Raw genomic sequence first — 18441 nt, 5'->3', positions numbered from 1 at the left:
GATCAGGCCCTACCGAGCCCGACGCGTGCAGCGACGAGCGCCGCCTGGACGCGATTGTCCACGTTGAGCTTGCGAAGGATGGCGCTGACGTGGTCCTTGACCGTGGCAGCCGTCAGGCCCAGCGCGCTCGAGATCTCGGCGTTGGACAAGCCGGTGCCGACAAGGGCGAGCACCTCGCGTTCGCGCCCCGTGAGCGTGTCGATCTCCGGATGTGTCGGCGAGCCTCGGCGAAGGCGATCCACGACCTTGTCTCCGACTGCTCCGGACAAGACGAGCCCTCCCCGCGCGGCCGTCTTGACGAGCTCGGGCAGCAGCTCGGGATCGGTGTCCTTCAAGAGGAAGCCGCGCGCTCCCGCCTCCAGGGCCTCGGCGATGTGCTCGTCTGCGTCGAATGTCGTCAGCATGACGACCCCGAGGTGCGGGCTGCGCGCCATGAGATCCCTGAGGATCGTCATGCCATCGCGGTGAACCATTCGGATGTCGAGGAGGACGATGTCAGGACGAGTCCGTTCGACGATATCGACTGCACCAGTGTCGTCCGACGTGCCGACGACGTCGATTCCGTCGTCGACGTTGAGGATCAGCTCGAAGCCCGAGCGGACGAGAGCCTCATCATCGACGATGACGACCCTGACCGGTTCGGCATCACGCCGCGGCACGGCACTGGTCCGATGATCGAATCCCGTCACGAGACCAGTACACACCCTCGGCCTCCCCGGCCCGGCCGACTTCCGGCTGCCCGATGCCCGACTTGCAGGAGGATCGCACGACCTAAGGTGAGAGAGCCCACCAGCACGATTCAGGAGCAGGACATGATCTCGGTCGTCATCGTCGATGATGAGGCCCTCCTCCGGTCGGCCTTGAGCATGATCGTTGCGGCGGCCCCCGATATCGACGTCCTGGCGACTGCCGATGCAACGTCGGCGATCCCGGTCATCTCGACGGCCCGCCCCGACGTCGTCCTCCTCGACATCCGCATGCCCGAACGCGACGGCCTCAGCATCCTGCGAGAAATCCGTCGGCGAGGACTGCCTTCCCATGTGGTGATGCTGACCACTTTCGACGCGGACGAGTACATCGCCGAGGCCCTGGAGGAGGGAGCACGCGGGTTCCTCCTCAAAGACACCGAACCCGACGACCTGCAGCAGTTCATCCGCGCGGTGGCGGGCGGAGGCGTGGTCCTCGGGGCCAGCGTCGGTCGTCGGGTGGTCTCCGGGCTCGGGTCCGCCCGTCCGTCGGCGGGCGAAGACGCTCTCATCGCCCGCCTCACCCCGCGCGAACTCCTCGTTCTGCAGCACGCGGCCAGCGGACTGGGCAACGCCGAGATCGGCGAGCGCATCCACCTCAGCGTCGGCACGGTGAAAGACCACATGAGCTCGGTGCTGACCAAGCTCGGGGTGTCGACGCGCGTGCAGGCCGTCCTCATCGCCGAGCGATCCGGCGTGCTGAGCGGCCCTTCGACCGGGTGACGAGGTCCCGCCCCTCGGCCGACATGAAGTGGCCGATCGGCGGGGGCCGCCATCTCGTGTGAGGCGGAGGATGCAGGGATGCTGTCCCCAAGCTCCGCCGATTCACGTCTGCGACGACCGTCGGCTCGTGCATGGCGCGGCATCTCCGCGCATCCTGTCGCGGCGGTCGCCGCCGGAGTTGCGCTTGCGCTCGCGGTCGGCATGCCCGGTCTGCGCATCGCCGGGTTCGCCGGACTGGGGAACGCGGTGATCATCGTCGGCTGCCTTGCTCTTGCCGAGCACGTCATGGGCGGGTTCCGCGCCGTGATCGCCCTCCTGGCCGCACCCATGATCGCGATTCCCGCCGCTGCCGCCCTCGATGCCCTTCAGACCGGGACCGGTTTCGAGACCGCTCTGCGGACGTCGGCCGAGCTCACCCTCGACCCGCTGGTGATCGGGGGAGGCTGTCTTCTCGCGACGAGTGCCTACCTGTCGCCGAGATGGCGGCGCCGGATGCGCGTCGGCATCATCGCCGGGCTCGCGGCGCTCGCCTTGTTCAACGGCTCGGCGGTCGACATCGCGCGGTTCTGCAGCGGCGCAATCGGCCTCGCCATCGGCCTCGCCGTCGGGCCCCGTGTACAGGTGCGATCCGCTTCGGGCCTGCATTCGGCACTCGCCGCTGCTCTTGTGGCACTCGCCGCCGGTCCGGTCATCCTTGCCGCGTCGCACTCGGCGCACGGGCCCCTCGAACCGCTCGCCGACTCCCGGGGCGGCTTCATCACGCTGCTGGTCATTCCGGGGATGCTCGTCGTCACCGCCGCCATGCTGCGGGCTCGCGGAGGACGCGTCCCCGTCATTCTCGGGGGCGTCGCGCTTCTGGGGCTGGGTGTCACGGCCTTCGCCTCCAACGTCGTGGTGCCCCTCACCCAGAACTGGATCGAGTGGACGGGGATATCGGCGGCTGAGGCGACGTGGCAGATCGAGATGCTCGGCTCCTGGGCCATCCCGCTGGGGATGCTCGTCGCGCTCGTCATCGTCGAGGCGCGCTCGCGGCGAATCGTCGCGACCACAGGGAGCTCGTCCCCCGTCGAGCGGGAGGTGATCGGCCGCCTCGTTGCCGCGACCGACGCCGGAACTCTGGGCCACATGGCGACGTGGAAGGGCAACCGCTACTGGCGCTCCGACGCCACGACGGGCGCGATCGCGTATCGCCGGATCGGACGTGTCGCCCTCGCCCTCTCCGACCCGATCGCATCGGGGGCGGATTCGGCGACGGTGATGCGCGAGTTCGAACGCTACTGCGACAATCGCGACCTCATCCCGGTCTTCTACGGCCTGCACGCACAGCACGTCTCCGGGCTCCGGCATCGGGGGTGGCACGCTGTTGCCGTCGCCGACGAGTCGATGATCGACCTCGAGTCCTTCACGCTCAGCGGAAAGCGTCGGAACGACCTTCGCACCGCATCCAACCGCGCCGAACGCATCGGATTGTCGGCGGTCTGGACGACCTTCCCCGATGCCGACGACGGACTCCGCGATCAGATCAGGCGGTTGAGCCGCGAGTCGGCCGGACGACGACGGCTCCCCAAACTCGAGTTCACCGTGGGCGCCCTCGACGAGTTGCGCGATCCCGAGGTGCAGCTCGTGGTCGCTCGAGACGAGGCCGGGCGCGTGCACGCGGTCACCAGCTGGCTTCCCATCTGGGAGGAACATCGGCTCATCGGCCGCACTCTGGACGTGATGTGGCGCCAGGCAGACGCGATGCCGGGCGCCATGGAGTTCCTCATCGCCGCCGCCGCCCTCGGGTTCCGCGCCGGGGGCCTTCAGAAGCTCAGCCTCTCGGCGACCCCTCTGATCGTCGATGCCGCCCCGGGGCGACGCGCACGCCTCACCGCCTGGCTTCTCGGAGTCATCGCGCAGGGGCTCGAGGGCGCGTACGGTTTCCGCTCGCTCGCGCGCTTCAAGCGCAAGCTGCACACGAGCACGCAACCTCTCTACGTTGCCTACCCCGACGCGCTGGCGCTTCCGATGATCGCGGCGGCGGTTCTGCGCGCCCACCTGCCATCGCGGCCCGAACGGACGACCTGAGGGTGAACTGGCTGCTCCACCTGCGCGTCGACCACACGGCCTTCCTCGTCGCCGTGGACGTGGCGATGGTCATTATCGCGATCCTGCTGATCCCTCGAGGACGATCGCGGCCCCGTCCCTGGCTCGCCTGGCCCGTCCCGGTGCTCGTCGGTGCAGGGATCGGACTCTTGCTGACGTGGCTGATCGGCGACGTAGCCGATGCCTTCGGCCTGACCCTCACCCCCATCACGCGCATGTGGGTCGCCCTCGGCTTCGCGGGCATCGCCCTCGCCGTCACGCGCCTGTGGACTTCGAGCTGGTGGCGCAGAATCATTGCCGCGATGGGCATCCCGATCATGGCTCTCGGCGCGCTCGCCGGCATCAACGTGGACTTCGGCGCCTACCGCAACCTGCACGACGCACTCGGCCTCGGCAACTACCCGACGCTGACCGAGTCGATCGCCCCAGCATCTGCGGCACGTACCTGGACGCCGCCCGTCGACATGCCACGTACCGGGATCGTGCGCCGGGTGGCGATCCCAGGCCCCACCTCGCGGTTCGCGGCCCGGGATGCCGTCGTGTACCTGCCGCCCGCCGCCCTGACCGCGAATCCTCCTCGCCTTCCCGTCATCCTGATGTTCGCCGGACAACCCGGCGCTCCCTCCGACATGTTCACCGCCGGTCGCGTCGAGAAGACGCTCGACGCCTACGCGACAGCGCACCACGGCATTGCTCCCATGGTCGTGGCGCCGGATCAACTGGGTGCACCCGACCGGAATCCCATGTGCGTCGATTCACCGCTGGGTGACGTCGCCAGTTACATCACCATCGACGTCACGAGATGGATCCGGTCGCATCTGCCGGTCGCGACCGACCCGGACTCCTGGGCGATCGCCGGCTATTCAGAAGGAGGAACCTGCGCCATGCAGTTCGGCGCCGGCCACCCGGACCTGTTCTCGTCGATCCTGAGCATCTCCGGCGAGCTGGCTCCCACGATCGGAGCGAAGACGGTCGACGTCGCCTTCCACGGCTCCGCCGAGGCGTATCGGCACGCGCAGCCGCTCTCTCTGCTCGCCGCCCACGGCCCATACACCGGTTCGTACGCGATCTTCGGCGCGGGTCAAGACGACGCGAAGTTCTCGACCTTCCAGCACACGACGGATGCCGCCGCGAAGGCGGCCGGCATGCAGACAGAATTCATCTCATCGCCCGGAACGGCGCATGACTGGAACACCGTTCGCTACGTTCTTGCTCGCGGACTCCCGAAGCTCGCCGACCGCCTGGTGACGACGCCTGCGGCCTGAGCGCGCCGGGCGTCGGACGCCGCTCGTATCCTCACCCCATGTCCGAGGGTGTCGAGGCGTGGTGGGCGCGACGGCAGTTCACGCATGACGCCGACGTGCCGTTCCCGGTCGGGACGTATCGGGACGCGTGGGCGCCCTACCCCGCCCTGATCCGGCAGTACCACCCGGAGTTCAACGCCGGCATCACTCTCACTCAGATCCCGCCGGCCGCCGAGGTGCTTCTGCTCTGGCAGTGCGAGGTCGGCCACCTGTTCGCGGCGACCCCCGCAGAACAGCGTCAGCGGCCGGGGCGTGAACGCCGGCTCTCGTCGTGGTGCCCGGAGTGCGCAATGCTGGCCAAGCCGCCCCGCGTCCGGCCCGCGGGTGAGGCGCGACCGCGCGCTGCATCCCGGGCCAAGGCGGTGTGCCCGAAGACGCCGCGGCTTCCGGTCGGCGAGGCGTTTACGAGCGAGTGCGCGCCGGCCACGGCATCCGCTGTCGAAGCGCGGCTGCGGCACGACCTCGCCGAACGTCTCGAGTTCGCGTCCGGCCTCAACGCGGTGCGCGTGGCACGCCCGTTCTTCGAGCATCTCGAGGTGTGGCCCGACATCGTCATCCCCGAACTGCGCATCGCCGTCGAGTACGACAGCACCGGGCGGCACGGTCTCGAGCACGTGGGCAGGCGCCGGGATGCCGACCTGCGTAAGGACCGCGCGCTGCGGTGGGCGAAGTGGGAGGTCGTGCGAATCCGCACCGGACGGCTTGAGAAGCTCGGGCCGTGGGACCTGCAGGTGTCGGGTGCGGGGCGGAAGACGGTGACCGGACTGCTCGACGTGTTCCGAACGATCCGCGGCGAGCTGATCGTCGAGGCCTATCGGCGCTGACGATCCGAGAGCGCGGCGGCCTCGCTCATCCACCGTGCGTAGACGTCCCAGGGGTCCCGCCCGCCCGCGACGACATCAGCGTGCTCGGCGATGGCCGGGGTCAGGCGGAACCATTCCGACCCGCCGAACCTGTCGGCGGCGAACTGCTCGTGCCGCCGCCGCTCGAGGCGACGGTCTCCTCGCTCGAAGGCGAGGACCTCCTCGTGCCAGATCGCCGTGAACCGCTGCCGGGGATTCGCGGTGGTCCCGATCTTCACGCGATCGCCGTGCCGCAGGTAATAGACGACGTCGACGCGCGGAGGCGCCAAGTCGGAGTCCGGCGCCTCTCCGTATCGCCACTCGCAGACGGCGCAGGCCCACCCGGACGGGTAGTGCACCCCGATGGGCGAACCGCAGGCCAGGCAGGGCGACGGGAGCAGGTCGGTGACGCTCTGGGTGCGCGAGCTCCACTCGGCGGCAACGGCGAGATGCATCTCGCAGAGAGGCAGAGGTGCGTCGACCGCCTCGGTTGCCTCGCATCCGGGTATGCAGCAACTCATGCAGACCGTCCTGTTCACTCGTGCTCGGGAAGCAGCGGAGTCGACCACCCCGGGTCGCGGCCGAGCTGTGCGGCACGGGCGACCGATGCCGTCCCGAACTTGTCGCGCACGGCGTCGAGCACCATGTCGAGTCGCGCTCCCTCGTTCCACTCGATCGGCAGTTCCGGTTGGATGTCGTCGGCCCGACCCAGCTGCGACAACGTGATCCCGATGAGCGTGATCCCCCGGTCCGCGATCTCCGCCTGGGAGGCGGCGAGCAGCGCTCGGGCGACGGCGAGCAGCACCGTCGTGCGGTCGGTCGCGGGGCCGACCGTGTGCGACCGGGTGGCCCGGGCGAAGTCGCCGAATCGGAGGCGCAGCACCACCGTGCGACACACCCGATCCCCGTCGCGCAAACGTCGGGCCAGCCGATCGACGATCTGGGTGAGGATGAGGTCGAGCTCGTCGGGCGATCGCGGGCTGCGGCCGAGTGCGCGTTGAGATCCGATGGAGCCACGACGTCGTGTCGTCTCGACCGGTCGCGGATCCCGCAGCCGAGCCAGCGCGTGCAGGTGCGCCCCAGCCGCTCGGCCCAGCATTCGTTCGGCGGTCGCGGCTTCGAGCTCGGCGAGCTCCCCGACGGTGCGGATGCCGAACCGGTGGAGTTTCGCGGCCGTCACCGCGCCGACGCCCCACAGTCGTTCGACCGGCAGCGGTAACAGGAAGTCCTGCTCGCGGTCGGGTTCGACGACCAGGAGCCCGTCGGGCTTGCTCACCGCGCTGGCGACCTTGGCGAGAAACTTGGTGCGCGCGACACCGACCGAGATGGCCAGCCCGACCTCCGCTCGCACGCGCTCCCGCAATCGCACGGCGACCTGTTCGGGCGTGCCGACGATGTGACGCAGGCCGCCGACTTCGAGGAACGCCTCATCGATGGAGAGCCCCTCCACCAGAGGGGTCGTATCGCGGAAGATCGCGAACACGTCCTTGCTGGCCGCGGAGTAGGCCTCCATCCGCGGCGGGACGATCACGGCATCCGGGCACAGCTCACGCGCCTGGCGGCCACCCATCGCGGTGCGCACTCCGCGGGCCTTCGCCTCATAGCTCGCGGCGAGCACCACTCCGCCGCCGACGATCACCGGCCGGCCGCGCAACTCGGGCGCGTCGCGCTGCTCAACCGACGCGTAGAAGGCGTCGAGATCGGCGTGGAGCACGGTTGCCTCGCCTCTCATCCTGCCCCCTCCCGTCGATCGCTGACGAACCCGGCCGTCTCGCCCTAGTCGTAGATGCGGATCAGTTGCCACTCGCCGCCGGCCCGGCGGATGTCGAACATGTGGGACAGACCGGCGTCGTCGGTGCCCTGGAAGCGCCACCCGGTCAGGTTCAGCCGGTGGGTCATCTCGGGATGCTCGTCCTCGAGCCGGGTGGGCATGTCCGTCACTCGGTAACGCTGGCCCTCGTAGACGAGACGGGCCGGCACGTCGTTGACCAGCCAGACGGTGACGACGCTCCCGGTTCGGGCCGGGTGCAGCAGACTCATGATGAACTCCCTTCGACACTCGAACGAATGTTCGAAGGTCGAGAGTAACCCCGGCTTCCACGACACGCCAAGAGACCTTGTCCCCGAGATCAACGATGTCCGTCCGCACTGAGCCACGCAATGACTGGACCGAAAGGCTGAGGGCCGGACAGGACCAAAGCCCCTGCCGACTCCCGGCCCACACGGACGAGTGTGTCTCTAACCCGTATCCGAATCGATCTTGGATCAACCGTATGTCGCCCCGCACCCGCGTTCCCGCCGTCGAGTGGGTGGCCCGTGTCCTGGCGATCGCCTTCGCTGCGATCACCGCGGTGGGATGGTGGGACGAGGCCCGCGCACGCCAAGAGCCGACCCTCGGCGGCACGGTGCCGGGGACATGGTTCGATCAGTGGGCGATCCCGACCCATTTCCTTCCGCTTCTGTTGATCGTCGCCGCGATCATTGTGGGATGGAGGCGTCCGCTCATCGCCGCCATCGGTTTTGCGATCTATGCGGTGCTTCAGGCGATTGCTGTCGGAACCGAGTGGGCCTACCTCCCCCTCGTCGTCGCACCGCCTGCGCTGATTGCGATCCTGTACCTCATCGGCTGGTCGGTGCGTCGTCGTGCGAAGCCCGCCTGACCCCTTCGACGACCTCGACCTCGCAGTCGCACACAGCCGCAGCCGTGTCGCGCGAATCTTCGTTACACCCTGAGAATCCAGCGCCTGAGCGCGTCGCGCGCCCCGCTGTCGCGAGTGGCGGCATCCCACTCGATCGCCGCCGTCTCCGACGCGAGGGCGATCAAGAGTCGAGCGTTGATCTGGACAGGTGTCAATCCCAGCACCTTCAAGCTTGGCTCCACGAGCTGCTCGAAGCGCGCGGCCAACGGGCGGCCAGACTCACCGACTCCCCCCGCCTCGAGAGTAAGGGTCTTGACGGATCGGTGTGCGAGGCAGACGTCGAGGTAGCTGTCGATGGCGGCGAGCAGGAAGTCCCGTCCTGGCGGGTGGGGCGCCACTGCGGCGAGCACCGCTTCCTCGACCTCGGAGAGGAATCGCTCCCGAAGAGCCTCGACGAACCGAGCACGATCGGCGAAATGGATGTAGAAGGTGCCTTTGGCCACGCCTGCCTCGGCCGTGACCGCTGCCACGGAGAGATCTGAAAGACCGTCCCGAGCGGCGATCAGCTCTCCGGCATCAAGGAGAGCCCGGGTCGTCTCACGCCCTTTCGGCGTTATGGGGCTCTTCCACTCCTCGTCCGTCATGTGACCATGTTACATGACCGTTTGGTCATAAAATTATGACCGCGCGGTCATTTCTGTGCTACGGTCGCCTCTCGGGTGCGGATCCGAGGGTCGGATCGGCGTTGAAGGGACATGACATGAGCGACGACCTCGTGCTCGTAACGGGTGGAACCGGCTTTCTCGGCGCGCATACCGTCGTACGTCTGATCCGGGCTGGCTACCCGGTGCGAACCACCATCCGCAACATCTCGGCCGTCGACCGCTTCCGCTCGATGCTCCGCGCCGGCGGCGTCGACGCCAACGCGGCAGCGGCCGTCGAAGTCGTGGAAGCCGACCTCGTGGCGGATGCCGGCTGGCAGGCTGCGGTGAACGGCGCCCGTTATGTCCTTCATGTGGCATCCCCCTATCCCGCTGTTGCGCCCCGCAATCCGGACGAGCTCCTCATCCCGGCCCGCGACGGCTCGTTGCGCGTCCTTCGTGCGGCCCGCGAAGCGGGAGTGCGACGGGTCGTGCTGACCTCGTCGTTCGCCGCGATCGGCTACGGCCATCCCCCGATGGAGCGCACCTTCACCGAGCGAGACTGGACGGATCCCACCCGCCCGGGCGTCGAGGCCTACCAGCGTTCGAAAGCCATCGCCGAACGCGAAGCTTGGGACTTCGTTGCGCGAGAAGGCGGCTCGCTCGAACTTTCCGTGATCAACCCGGTCGCCATGATCGGGCCCATGCTCGCGACTCCGCCCTCGACGTCGATGCAACTCATGGCGCAGATCCTGAACCGAGCAATGCCTGCGCTGCCGCGGCTCTCGTATGGGATCGTCGACGTGCGAGACGCTGCAGACCTTCATCTCCTTGCGATGACCACTCCCGCCGCCGGCGGCGAACGGTTCCTCGCGACGGGCGGGGATGCTGTCTGGCTCACCGACATAGCTCGTGTCTTCCGCGACCACCTCGGCGACGCGGGGCGCCGGGTCCCGTTGCACGCCATGCCCGATACGGTTCTGCGCGCTCTCGCCTTGGTCAGCCCGTTCGTCCGCCCGATGACACATGACCTCGGAGTCATGAAACACCTCGACAACACCAAGTCGCGAGAGATGCTTGGATGGCGTCCCCGCACCACCGAGGAGACCCTGATCGCCACGGGCGAGAGCCTCCTTCGCTACGGGCTCATCGCTCACCTCGACCCTGCTCGTCAGCGGCGAGCGCGATAAGGGAGGGCGACACATCCGCGCCTTCAGAGTTGCGAGCCGCCGCCATCGACCGTTAGTTCGGCACCTGTGGTGTAGCTCGCGTCGAAGAGAAGATAGGTCACGGCCCGCGCGACTTCGTCCGCCGTCCCGAGCCGTCCCATGGGGTTGTCAGCGGCCATCTGAGCCTGGGCCTGCTTCGCGATGTGGTCGGGCATCGACTTCTGAAGGATGCCTGAGTCGATGGCCCCCGGGCTCACCGCGTTGACGCGAACGCCGCCTGGCAGCAACTCGCGGGCGAGGCTGCGCACCATCGACCGCGTCGCTGCCTTGGCCGCGGCGTAGGCGCTCAGTGTCGGAAGACCGAGCACGTTGGCAATGGACGTGGTGATCACCACACCGCTGCCCTCGGAGAGCAGAGGAGCCAGCCGTTGGACAGTGAAGTACGGACCCTTCGCGTTGATGTTCATCAGTTCGTCGAAGAGTTCCTCGGTGGTCTCGCCAAACGGAGCGAACCCGTTCACTCCTGCGTTGACGAAGAGGCCGTCGACAGTTCCGAACGCGCTCTTTGCGCGCTCCGCGAGCGTCTCGATATCCCTCAGCGATCCGGCATCGCTGAGTACGGCGATGGCATCACCACCTAACCGGGAAGCAGCTTCGTCAAGGCTGGATTGAGTACGTCCCGTGATCAGGATCCGGGCGCCCTCGCTGATCAACGACTGGGCGGTGGCAAAACCGATTCCAGTGCTTCCTCCGGTGATGACAACACTCTTGTTTTCAAAACGACCCATGTAGCCAGTTGATGCCTGTCTCCGCGATACGTCCAAGGCCTGGATGGCACTCCGGCATACCCGAAATGCATGACCTAGGTTGGGGAGGTGACGATCGCAGTTGGCGGGGCAGACCCTGACGGGGGTCTCGCCTCGGACCTGGACCTGCGAATCGTCAGGTACTTCGTCGCAGTCGCGGAGCATGCCAACTTCGGTCGGGCGGCACAGGCGCTGCGCCTCGCTCAACCCTCCCTCAGTCGACAGATCCAACGGCTGGAACGTCAACTTGGGGTCCAGCTGTTCGTGCGGGGCCCAAGCGGAAGCACGCTGACCGATGCGGGGGACGCATTTCTCCCCCACGCGCGAAGCCTTCTCGCCACGGCACGGCGCGGCGCGGCCGCCGCACGGGCAGTCGACGGATCGGACGGTTTCACGATCGGATACCTGGGCGGCCTGGGCGTCACCGATGCCGTACGCACCCTCCATTCGCTTCATCCTGAGGCGCGCATTCGGACTCGTGAACTGCCTGACGTCGGGGCCGCGGCAGCGCTACGTTCAGGTGAGGTCGACGCCCTGCTGGCCAGGATGCCGCTTTCTCTTGACGGTATTCGGACTCGCACTCTCCTGGAGGAGCCGCGCTTGCTCCTGGTTTCGTCCGGTCACCCGCTCGCCGGCAGGGAATCCGTCAGCGCCGAGGACTTCGAATTGGACCTACGGGTCTCTTGCGGCGCGACGGATCATGAGTGGACGTCCTTTTGGCGCCTCGACCCGGCCAGCGGGTCTCCGGCTCCCCTCGCAGCTGCGCGCGTGGCGACGTTTCGGGACAAGCTGGAACTGGTGGCGATGGGCGAGGCGATCGCCGTCGTGTCCGCGGGCGACAGTCGACTGGTGGAGCGCCCGGATTTGTGCACCATGCGGATCCGTGGCATCGAGCCTTCTCGGATTGTCACGGCCATCCGTTCCTCCGAGGAGGATGCTCTTGCGTCGGACTTTCTCGGCCTGGGCCCGACGGCTTTTGGCCTGGAGACTTCTCTCAACGAGGCAATCGACGCAACCCGGGGCCTCTGAAGCTCACTGTCGTCGATCGAGATGAGAGTCTCTCGCGAAGGTCTGTCGATGTGTCCTAGACCAGTAGCGTGAACGTCGCCCGGATGTCTGCAACGAGGGTGTCGGGTTGTTCGAGGGCGAAGAAGTGGCCACCGGCGGCTGGTTCGTTGAAGTAGACGATGTTCGAGTAGCGGCGGTCCAGCTGCCGACGCGACTTTCGGACCGCCTCCTTGGGCGGCATGGTGAAGCCGACCGGGATGCTGATCGGGTCGTCGATCGTGGCCGGCGATGACCATCCAGACTGGTCCATCTCCCAGTACATCCGGGCAGCCGACGCGCCGGAGTTCGGCAGCCAGTACATCATGATGTCGTCGAGCATCTCGTCGAGCGTGAAGGACCCTTCGGCGTCACCGGGTGTGCCGCAGGTGTCCTGGAACATGGCGTAGATCCATGCGGCCTGCCCGACGGGCGAGTCGGCGAGGGAGTACCCGATCGTCTGTGGCCGGGTGGACTGTTCTTTGGCGTAGCCGGAAAGGTTGTCCCAGAAGTGTTTCGCGTCTCCGAGCGCCGCCTTCTCCTCGGGTGTCGCGTTCTGGATTTCGTCCGGGGTGGGCGGGAACATCGCGAAGTTCAGGTGGGTGCCGATCAGGCCGGCAGGCTTCAGCTTGGCGATCTCATCCGTGATGGCGCAACCGAGGTCGCCGCCTTGCGCGCCCCAGCGCTCGTATCCGAGTCGGTCCATGAGGGTGATCCATGCCCTGGCGATTCGGGGCGGTGTCCACCCGGTTTCGGTGGGCTTCTGGGAGAACCCGAACCCGGGCAGCACGGGGATGACGAGGTGAAAGGCCTGCGCGGAGTCCAACCCATGGGCGGTCGGGTCGGTCAGTGGGCCGATGACCTTGCGGAACTCGAGGACGGAACCGGGCCATCCGTGGGTCATGATCAGCGGGGTCGCGTTCGCCTCATGGGAGCGGATGTGGAGGAAGTCGATGTCGAGGCCGTCGATCGTGGTGCGGTGCATCCCCCAGACATTGAGCTCCGCTTCGACCTTGCGCCAGTCGTACGAGCCGCGCCAATAGTCGACCAGGGCGGCGAGCTTCTCGGGAGTCGGTCCCTGCGAGGTGTCCGACACGGTGCGACCGTCAGGCCAGCGCACCAACGCCAGCCGGGTGTGCAGCTCGTCGAGCTGCTCCTGCGGAACCGCGATCGTGATGGGTTCGATGGTCTCGGACATGCGAGCGCCTCCATTGCTTTGTTTAGTACTGTACGGTATCGTACACATATGGTCAAGTCGATTGCCCCCAGCGAAGACACCCGTACCGCCGAGCCCGGCTCCTCTGAACTGCGCGGTGAAGCGCGCACCGTGGCGATCCTCGACGCCGCCCTCGAACTCATCGGCGAGGTCGGCTACGAGCGCGTGACGATGGACAGCATCGCCGCCCGCGCGCATGCGTCGAAGATGACCATGTACCGCCGCTGGCCCACCAAGTCGGAACTGGTCGCGGAGGCACTACGCCGCCATGCGCAGGGCGATGCACCGGCTGTGCCCGATACCGGAACCATGCGCGGGGACCTGCTGGCGACCGTCGCCGAGATCGCAGAGACACTGACCGGTGCGCACGGTCCCTCTCTGATCGGGCTGATCGAAGCCATCCGCGACGACGCCGCACTGCGGGAGCACGTCAGCTCGCAGGTCCGTGAACGGAGCCACCAGGTCGGGCGGGAGATCTGCGCCCGGGCGATCTCCCGTGGTGAGGCCGTTCACGCTGAACGAGCAGAGACCGTGCTCGACCTCGCTTTCGAGCATCTCTTCACGTCGACGCTGTTCGACGGCGCACAACCGAGCCGCGAACGTCAGCGCTCGCTCGTCGACGCGATCCTTCTCCCGTTGCTGAGCAGCGGGTCGTGACCACCGGACCAGCCGTCTCTTCTGACGCGGCCGAGAGGAAAGTGCACCCGAGGCGCTGGGCGATCCTCGCCGTCATCGCGGTCTGCCAGCTCATGCTGGTGCTGGACTCGTCGATCGTCACCATCGCCCTCCCCCAAGCTCAACACGATCTGGGCATCTCCACCGCCGACCGGCACTGGGTGGTCACGGCATACGCCCTCGCGTTCGGCGGACTGTTGTTGCTCGGTGGCCGGATCGCCGACTACGCGGGACGCAAGCGTGTCTTCGTGATCGGCCTCATCGGGTTTGCGATCGCCTCCGCTCTCGGCGGTCTCGCCCCCAACGCACTCGTCCTCTTCGGGGCCCGCGGCTTGCAGGGAGCATTCGCCGCCGTCATGGCGCCTGCCGCCCTGTCACTTCTCGCCGTCACGTTCACGAGTGGCAGGGACCGGGCCACCGCTTTCTCCGTGTACGGAGGGATCTCGGGCGGCGGTGCCGCCCTCGGACTCATCCTCGGTGGCGTCTTGACTGAGTTCACCTCGTGGCGGTGGTGCCTGTTGGTCAACGTTCCGATCGCGCTGATCACGGCCGCATTTGCGATTCGTCTCATGAGGGAAAGCCGCGCCACCGGAACCGCCCACTACGACATCCCTGGCGCTCTTACCGTCACCATCGGACTCATCTCACTCGTCTGGGGGCTCAGCCAGGCGGGCACCGTCGGCTGGGCGGCCGCCTCAACGATCACCTTTCTCGCTATCGCCGTCGTTCTCCTCGTCGCCTTCATCGTGATCGAGTCACACGTCGCATACCCGCTGCTGCCGCTACGGATCGTCCTCAACCGGAGCCGGGGCGGCGCGTTCCTCGCCGCCGTCCTTTCCGCCGCCGGGCTTTACGGGATGTTCCTGTTCCTGACCTTCTATCTGCAGGGCACCTTGAAGTTCTCGGCGCTCGAAGCCGGGTTCGCATTCCTGCCGTTCTCGGTCGGCATCGTCATCGGCGCCACCATCACCAGCCGAGTCCTCCCCAAAGCAGGACCCCGCATCATCATGACCATCGGCATGTTCCTCGCCGCACTCGGACTGTTCTGGTTCACCCAGATCGGGCTCGACGACAACTACCTCGTGCACGTGCTCCCCGGCGAAATCGTGGTCAGCGTCGGCATGGGAATCGTCTTCGTCACCGTCAGCAGCACCGCCCTCATCGGCGTGCGCGACAACGACTCCGGTGTCGCCAGCGCGTTCATCAACACCAGCCAACAGGTCGGCGGGGCACTGGGAACCGCGTTGCTGAACACGATCGCCGCGACCGCCACGGTCGCCTACCTCAGCGCACATCACGGCACCGGCGTACAGCCCGCCGCCAATCTCCACGGCTACCAACTCGCATTCCTCGTCGCCGGAATCATGCTCGCCGTGGGCGGCATGCTGACAGCCGCTCTCGTCCGCAGCATCCAGCCGGACGGGTCGTCGCGGATGTCGAACATCAGCGATCGCCCGTCGGGATCGGTGACCTGACATCGCCATCCGGTGATCGGAAGCGGACGGGTCATTCCGAACATCTCGGCCTCAAGCCGCGTCGGGTGCCGCTCACCCGGTACCTTCAGTCGGCTGTGACGCCGCCCGCCAGCTCCCAGATGACTTCGCGGAAGATGCGCTGCTTTGTCGGACTGATCGCCGAGAGCCTGTCCCGGATCGCGGCATCGCGCGCGGCGTCTACCTGCTGTTGAATCGCGCGTCCCGCCTCTGTTGCTTCTGGTATTCGAATGCGGCGATCAGTCGGGGACGAGCGACGGACTATCAGCCCATCCTTCTCGAGGCGATCCAGGAGCGACACCATCGTGGTCTTGTCGATGCCCAGCTCCGCGCAGATTTCGAGCTGTGTCCGTTCGGTCCCGTCGGAGGCGAGGGAAAGAATGAACCACGCACGTAGGTCCGACAACCCGGCCTCGCGGGCGAGCTCATCGAACGCGAATCCCAGATTCTCGCCGGCTCGGAGCACCATCCAGGTGAGGTCCGCGGTTTGGCTGCTCCCCACGATCGGTCGGCGGATGCCGTTCATGACGATGGGTTCGCGCTTGGCTGGCATGCGCCCAATCGTACAAGAGACTCAGGATGATCGGACGATAGATCATCTTGCGCCGGATGATCCGCCACGGTACGGTTGCGTTTGCGGCGCAGGTCGCCCTATCGAAAGGACCACCCATGAACCCCGATCCGAGAAGATGGATCGCTCTGACGGTGATCGCGGCGGCCCAGTTGATGGTCGTGCTCGACGGCTCAATCGTGAACATCGCGCTCCCCTCGGCGCAGGCCGATCTGGGCATCTCAGACGCGGACCGGCAGTGGGTGGTGACCGCCTACGTCCTCGCCTTCGGAGGACTCCTTCTCCTCGGCGGACGCATCGCGGACCAGGTCGGCCGCAAGAAGGTGTTCGTGATCGGGCTACTCGGCTTCGCCGCCGCGTCAGCTCTGGGCGGCTTCGCCGTCAATTCGGGAATGCTGATCGGTGCTCGCGGTCTGCAGGGAGTGTTTGCGGCGTTGCTTGCACCGTCGGCCCTGTCGCTGGTGACGGTCACGTTCACCGATATGAAGGAACGCCATCGCGCGTTTGGCGTGTACGGCGCCGTTTCGGGCGGTGGCGCCGCCATTGGACTCGTCCTCGGTGGGGTGCTCACCGAGTACGCGAGTTGGCGGTGGTGTCTGCTGGTGAACGTCCCCATTGCGATCATCGCGGCTCTCGCGGCGATCCCGACCGTTCGGGAAAGCAAGATCACCAAGGGGACGAGGTATGACATCGCTGGTGCCATTCTTGTCACCGGTGGTCTGACAGCGATCGTCTACGGCTTCACTCGCGCGGCCGACCCCGGGGCCGGTTGGGGCAATCCGCTCACGGTCAGCCTGCTCCTGGGCGGGATCATCATTCTTGCGGCCTTCGTGTTCGTCGAGACCCGCGCCCAGGACCCGCTCGTCCCGCTGCGCCTGGTACTTCACAGAAATCGCGCCGGGGTGTTCCTGTCCTCGCTACTGATCTTCGCGGGACTGTTCTCGATGTTCCTGTTCCTGTCGTACTACTTCCAGCAGAACCTCGGCTTCACCCCCCTCCTTTCCGGGTTGGCGTTCCTGCCGTTCAGCGCGGGAATCGCCGTGTCCGCGGTCGGCGGCTCGGGACTCGTTCACCGCTTCGGGCCGAAGCCCTTGCTTGTCTTCGGCGCGACTCTGGGCGCGATCGGGCTCGCCTATCTTCTCTTCCTTAACGAGCACAGCACCTATCTCCTCAACGTGCTTCCGGCTGAGGTATTGATCAGTATCGGCATGGGCCTGTCCTCGGTGGCGCAATACTCGCTCGCACAGCACGGGGTTGCCGAGAAAGACGTCGGAGTGGTCAGCGCGCTTCTCAACACCGCACAGCAAATCGGCGGCGCACTCGGATTGGCGTTGCTCAACACCGTCTACGCGGCCGCGGTCGCCTCATACCTCCTCGCCCACAAGACCGGCGCGACAGCACACTCGCTTGCCGCTCTCTCCGGGTACCAACAGGCCTTCCTGGTGGGAATGATCATGCTCCTTGCCGCGGCGCTCATCGTCAGCGTGCTCGTGAAACGAGACCGAACCGTGAGCGAACCCATCCCCACCGCAGTCCACGCCTAACTCAGCTTCAAGAAAGAAGTCCCCATGTCAGACACCACGACCGCGCCACTCCCCGCGCCCTCCGGACCCGTCGCCGGGATGCCCACATTCCGGCACGAATACGCCAACGTCAACGGAACCCGAATCCACTACGTCGTCGGCGGAGAAGGCCCCGCCGTCGTCCTCCTCCATGGGTGGCCCTACACCTGGATGGTCTGGCAGAAGATGATGCCGATCCTCGCCGACGCCGGCTACACGGTGATCGCCCCGGACTTGCGCGGAACCGGCGACTCCGCCATCCCGGCCGAGGGATACTCCAAAGTCAACGTCGCAACCGACATCCACGAGCTCGTGGAAGGACTCGGGATCTCGTCGATCGATCTCGTCGGCATGGACATCGGCACCATGGTCGCGTTCGCCTACGCCGCATCCTTCCCCGAGGGGGTGCGGACGCTGGTGCTATCCGAATCGGTCATCCCCGGCTTCGGCCTCGAAGAGCTCATGAACCCAGCCACCGGTGGGTACTGGCACTTCGGGTTCTTCCGGCAAGTCCGAATCGCGACCATGCTCACCACGGGGCACGAAGCGGCCTTCCTCGGCGGAAACTGGAAAATGGGATCAGTGCACGGGTTCGACCCCTCCGACATCGCCGAATACCTCCGTCAGTACACAAAACCCGAGGGGCTCAGAGGAGGATTCGAGCACTACGGGACGTTGCTCGAAGACGGCAAGACGAACCGAGAACTCGCCGCCGACCGGCTCACGATGCCGGTACTGGTACTCAACGGTGACGGCGGTCTCCCCCAGAACATCCTCCTGGACGGAGCCAAACGCGCCGCCGAAAACGTCGAATCCGATGTCATCCCGGCAGCAGGACACGCCTTTGGAGCCGACAACCCGACCGCAGGGGCAGAAATGCTCCACCGATTCTTCTCCGCCCACACCCCCACCACCCGGTAGAAAT

General features: G+C 66.8%; 19 protein-coding genes. 11 read left to right on the top strand and 8 right to left on the bottom strand.

Annotated elements, in window-relative coordinates:
• Positions 1-2: 2 nt before the first annotated feature.
• Positions 3-659, bottom strand: a complete 657-nt coding sequence (locus tag ACFPJ4_RS12030) for a response regulator (protein WP_386740906.1) — start codon at positions 657-659, stop codon at positions 3-5.
• 12 nt (positions 660-671) lie between these two features.
• Here ACFPJ4_RS12030 and ACFPJ4_RS12025 point away from each other — a divergent pair, with 12 nt between their 5' ends.
• From ACFPJ4_RS12025 to ACFPJ4_RS12010, 4 genes are all read left to right on the top strand, one after another.
• Complete coding sequence (locus ACFPJ4_RS12025) at positions 672-1469, top strand: response regulator (RefSeq protein WP_386740686.1); 798 nt, start codon at positions 672-674, stop codon at positions 1467-1469.
• A gap of 78 nt (positions 1470-1547) precedes the next feature.
• Positions 1548-3536, top strand: coding sequence for a bifunctional lysylphosphatidylglycerol flippase/synthetase MprF (locus ACFPJ4_RS12020; RefSeq protein WP_386740685.1), 1989 nt, complete (start codon positions 1548-1550; stop codon positions 3534-3536).
• A gap of 2 nt (positions 3537-3538) precedes the next feature.
• Positions 3539-4819: an alpha/beta hydrolase-fold protein gene (locus tag ACFPJ4_RS12015; protein ID WP_386740684.1), complete on the top strand. Its 1281-nt coding sequence runs from the start codon at positions 3539-3541 to the stop codon at positions 4817-4819.
• A gap of 38 nt (positions 4820-4857) precedes the next feature.
• Positions 4858-5682: a zinc-ribbon domain-containing protein gene (locus tag ACFPJ4_RS12010; RefSeq protein WP_386740683.1), complete on the top strand. Its 825-nt coding sequence runs from the start codon at positions 4858-4860 to the stop codon at positions 5680-5682.
• Here the strand turns inward: ACFPJ4_RS12010 and ACFPJ4_RS12005 are convergent.
• The 3 genes from ACFPJ4_RS12005 to ACFPJ4_RS11995 form a co-directional block, all read right to left on the bottom strand.
• Positions 5670-6155: a GIY-YIG nuclease family protein gene (locus ACFPJ4_RS12005; protein WP_386740682.1), complete on the bottom strand. Its 486-nt coding sequence runs from the start codon at positions 6153-6155 to the stop codon at positions 5670-5672. The genes ACFPJ4_RS12010 and ACFPJ4_RS12005 overlap by 13 nt on opposite strands.
• An 80-nt stretch (positions 6156-6235) precedes the next feature.
• Positions 6236-7432, bottom strand: coding sequence for a DNA polymerase IV (gene dinB, locus ACFPJ4_RS12000; protein WP_386740681.1), 1197 nt, complete (start codon positions 7430-7432; stop codon positions 6236-6238).
• A 44-nt stretch (positions 7433-7476) separates the two neighbouring features.
• The gene (locus ACFPJ4_RS11995; RefSeq protein ID WP_386740680.1) at positions 7477-7740 is read right to left on the bottom strand and encodes a hypothetical protein; all 264 of its coding nucleotides are present in this window, start codon (positions 7738-7740) and stop codon (positions 7477-7479) included.
• Positions 7741-7973: 233 nt separating this feature from the next.
• Between ACFPJ4_RS11995 and ACFPJ4_RS11990 the strand changes: the two genes are divergently transcribed.
• Positions 7974-8360, top strand: coding sequence for a DUF7670 domain-containing protein (locus tag ACFPJ4_RS11990; RefSeq protein WP_386740679.1), 387 nt, complete (start codon positions 7974-7976; stop codon positions 8358-8360).
• Between the two features lie 62 nt (positions 8361-8422).
• Here the strand turns inward: ACFPJ4_RS11990 and ACFPJ4_RS11985 are convergent, their stop codons facing one another.
• The gene (locus tag ACFPJ4_RS11985; RefSeq protein WP_386740678.1) at positions 8423-8983 is read right to left on the bottom strand and encodes a TetR/AcrR family transcriptional regulator; all 561 of its coding nucleotides are present in this window, start codon (positions 8981-8983) and stop codon (positions 8423-8425) included.
• Between the two features lie 116 nt (positions 8984-9099).
• On the opposite strand from ACFPJ4_RS11985, the gene ACFPJ4_RS11980 reads away from it, so the two are divergent.
• Positions 9100-10170, top strand: coding sequence for an SDR family oxidoreductase (locus ACFPJ4_RS11980; protein ID WP_386740677.1), 1071 nt, complete (start codon positions 9100-9102; stop codon positions 10168-10170).
• Between the two features lie 23 nt (positions 10171-10193).
• On the opposite strand, the gene ACFPJ4_RS11975 is transcribed toward ACFPJ4_RS11980, so the two are convergent.
• Positions 10194-10937 carry an SDR family oxidoreductase gene (locus tag ACFPJ4_RS11975; RefSeq protein ID WP_386740676.1) on the bottom strand — a complete coding sequence of 248 codons (744 nt, stop codon included), beginning with the start codon at positions 10935-10937 and terminating at the stop codon, positions 10194-10196.
• An 87-nt stretch (positions 10938-11024) separates the two neighbouring features.
• Here ACFPJ4_RS11975 and ACFPJ4_RS11970 point away from each other — a divergent pair, with 87 nt between their 5' ends.
• Entirely contained in the window at positions 11025-11984 is a 960-nt protein-coding gene (locus tag ACFPJ4_RS11970; protein WP_386740675.1) for a LysR family transcriptional regulator, read from the top strand.
• Between the two features lie 55 nt (positions 11985-12039).
• Here the strand turns inward: ACFPJ4_RS11970 and ACFPJ4_RS11965 are convergent, their stop codons facing one another.
• Positions 12040-13197 (bottom strand): epoxide hydrolase family protein, encoded by a 1158-nt coding sequence (locus ACFPJ4_RS11965; protein ID WP_386740674.1) that lies wholly within the window; start codon positions 13195-13197, stop codon positions 12040-12042.
• Between the two features lie 48 nt (positions 13198-13245).
• Here ACFPJ4_RS11965 and ACFPJ4_RS11960 point away from each other — a divergent pair, with 48 nt between their 5' ends.
• Together ACFPJ4_RS11960 and ACFPJ4_RS11955 are read left to right on the top strand one after the other, a co-directional pair.
• Positions 13246-13872 carry a TetR/AcrR family transcriptional regulator gene (locus ACFPJ4_RS11960; RefSeq protein ID WP_386740673.1) on the top strand — a complete coding sequence of 209 codons (627 nt, stop codon included), beginning with the start codon at positions 13246-13248 and terminating at the stop codon, positions 13870-13872.
• Entirely contained in the window at positions 13869-15365 is a 1497-nt protein-coding gene (locus ACFPJ4_RS11955) for an MFS transporter (RefSeq protein WP_386740672.1), read from the top strand. Before ACFPJ4_RS11960 ends, ACFPJ4_RS11955 begins: the two co-directional genes overlap by 4 nt.
• Before the next feature lie 85 nt (positions 15366-15450).
• Here ACFPJ4_RS11955 and ACFPJ4_RS11950 read toward each other — a convergent pair whose 3' ends face one another.
• Complete coding sequence (locus ACFPJ4_RS11950; RefSeq protein WP_386740671.1) at positions 15451-15936, bottom strand: MarR family winged helix-turn-helix transcriptional regulator; 486 nt, start codon at positions 15934-15936, stop codon at positions 15451-15453.
• 116 nt (positions 15937-16052) lie between these two features.
• Between ACFPJ4_RS11950 and ACFPJ4_RS11945 the strand changes: the two genes are divergently transcribed.
• Together ACFPJ4_RS11945 and ACFPJ4_RS11940 are read left to right on the top strand one after the other, a co-directional pair.
• Positions 16053-17498, top strand: coding sequence for an MFS transporter (locus tag ACFPJ4_RS11945; RefSeq protein WP_386740670.1), 1446 nt, complete (start codon positions 16053-16055; stop codon positions 17496-17498).
• Positions 17499-17522: 24 nt separating this feature from the next.
• Complete coding sequence (locus tag ACFPJ4_RS11940) at positions 17523-18437, top strand: alpha/beta fold hydrolase (RefSeq protein WP_386740669.1); 915 nt, start codon at positions 17523-17525, stop codon at positions 18435-18437.
• The last annotated feature ends 4 nt before the right edge of the window (positions 18438-18441 follow it).

The organism is Lysinimonas soli, from assembly GCF_042655435.1.
GTDB classification, from domain to species: domain Bacteria; phylum Actinomycetota; class Actinomycetes; order Actinomycetales; family Microbacteriaceae; genus Lysinimonas; species Lysinimonas soli.
The sequence above is the reverse complement of the archived record's forward strand: the minus strand, read 5'-3'. Positions and strand labels throughout refer to the sequence as shown.

What these genes read in the sequence shown, in the direction of transcription:
- ACFPJ4_RS11945 (WP_386740670.1), top strand. Translation starts at nt 16,053, where the DNA reads ATGAACCCCGATCCGAGAAGATGGATCGCTCTGACGGTGATCGCGGCG.
- ACFPJ4_RS11940 (WP_386740669.1), top strand. Translation starts at nt 17,523, where the DNA reads ATGTCAGACACCACGACCGCGCCACTCCCCGCGCCCTCCGGACCCGTC.
- dinB (WP_386740681.1), bottom strand. Translation starts at nt 7,432, where the DNA reads ATGAGAGGCGAGGCAACCGTGCTCCACGCCGATCTCGACGCCTTCTAC.
- ACFPJ4_RS11990 (WP_386740679.1), top strand. Translation starts at nt 7,974, where the DNA reads ATGTCGCCCCGCACCCGCGTTCCCGCCGTCGAGTGGGTGGCCCGTGTC.
- ACFPJ4_RS11965 (WP_386740674.1), bottom strand. Translation starts at nt 13,197, where the DNA reads ATGTCCGAGACCATCGAACCCATCACGATCGCGGTTCCGCAGGAGCAG.
- ACFPJ4_RS11975 (WP_386740676.1), bottom strand. Translation starts at nt 10,937, where the DNA reads ATGGGTCGTTTTGAAAACAAGAGTGTTGTCATCACCGGAGGAAGCACT.
- ACFPJ4_RS11985 (WP_386740678.1), bottom strand. Translation starts at nt 8,983, where the DNA reads ATGACGGACGAGGAGTGGAAGAGCCCCATAACGCCGAAAGGGCGTGAG.
- ACFPJ4_RS11980 (WP_386740677.1), top strand. Translation starts at nt 9,100, where the DNA reads ATGAGCGACGACCTCGTGCTCGTAACGGGTGGAACCGGCTTTCTCGGC.
- ACFPJ4_RS12025 (WP_386740686.1), top strand. Translation starts at nt 672, where the DNA reads ATGATCGAATCCCGTCACGAGACCAGTACACACCCTCGGCCTCCCCGG.
- ACFPJ4_RS11950 (WP_386740671.1), bottom strand. Translation starts at nt 15,936, where the DNA reads ATGCCAGCCAAGCGCGAACCCATCGTCATGAACGGCATCCGCCGACCG.
- ACFPJ4_RS11960 (WP_386740673.1), top strand. Translation starts at nt 13,246, where the DNA reads ATGGTCAAGTCGATTGCCCCCAGCGAAGACACCCGTACCGCCGAGCCC.
- ACFPJ4_RS12005 (WP_386740682.1), bottom strand. Translation starts at nt 6,155, where the DNA reads ATGCATCTCGCCGTTGCCGCCGAGTGGAGCTCGCGCACCCAGAGCGTC.
- ACFPJ4_RS11995 (WP_386740680.1), bottom strand. Translation starts at nt 7,740, where the DNA reads ATGAGTCTGCTGCACCCGGCCCGAACCGGGAGCGTCGTCACCGTCTGG.
- ACFPJ4_RS12020 (WP_386740685.1), top strand. Translation starts at nt 1,548, where the DNA reads ATGCTGTCCCCAAGCTCCGCCGATTCACGTCTGCGACGACCGTCGGCT.
- ACFPJ4_RS12010 (WP_386740683.1), top strand. Translation starts at nt 4,858, where the DNA reads ATGTCCGAGGGTGTCGAGGCGTGGTGGGCGCGACGGCAGTTCACGCAT.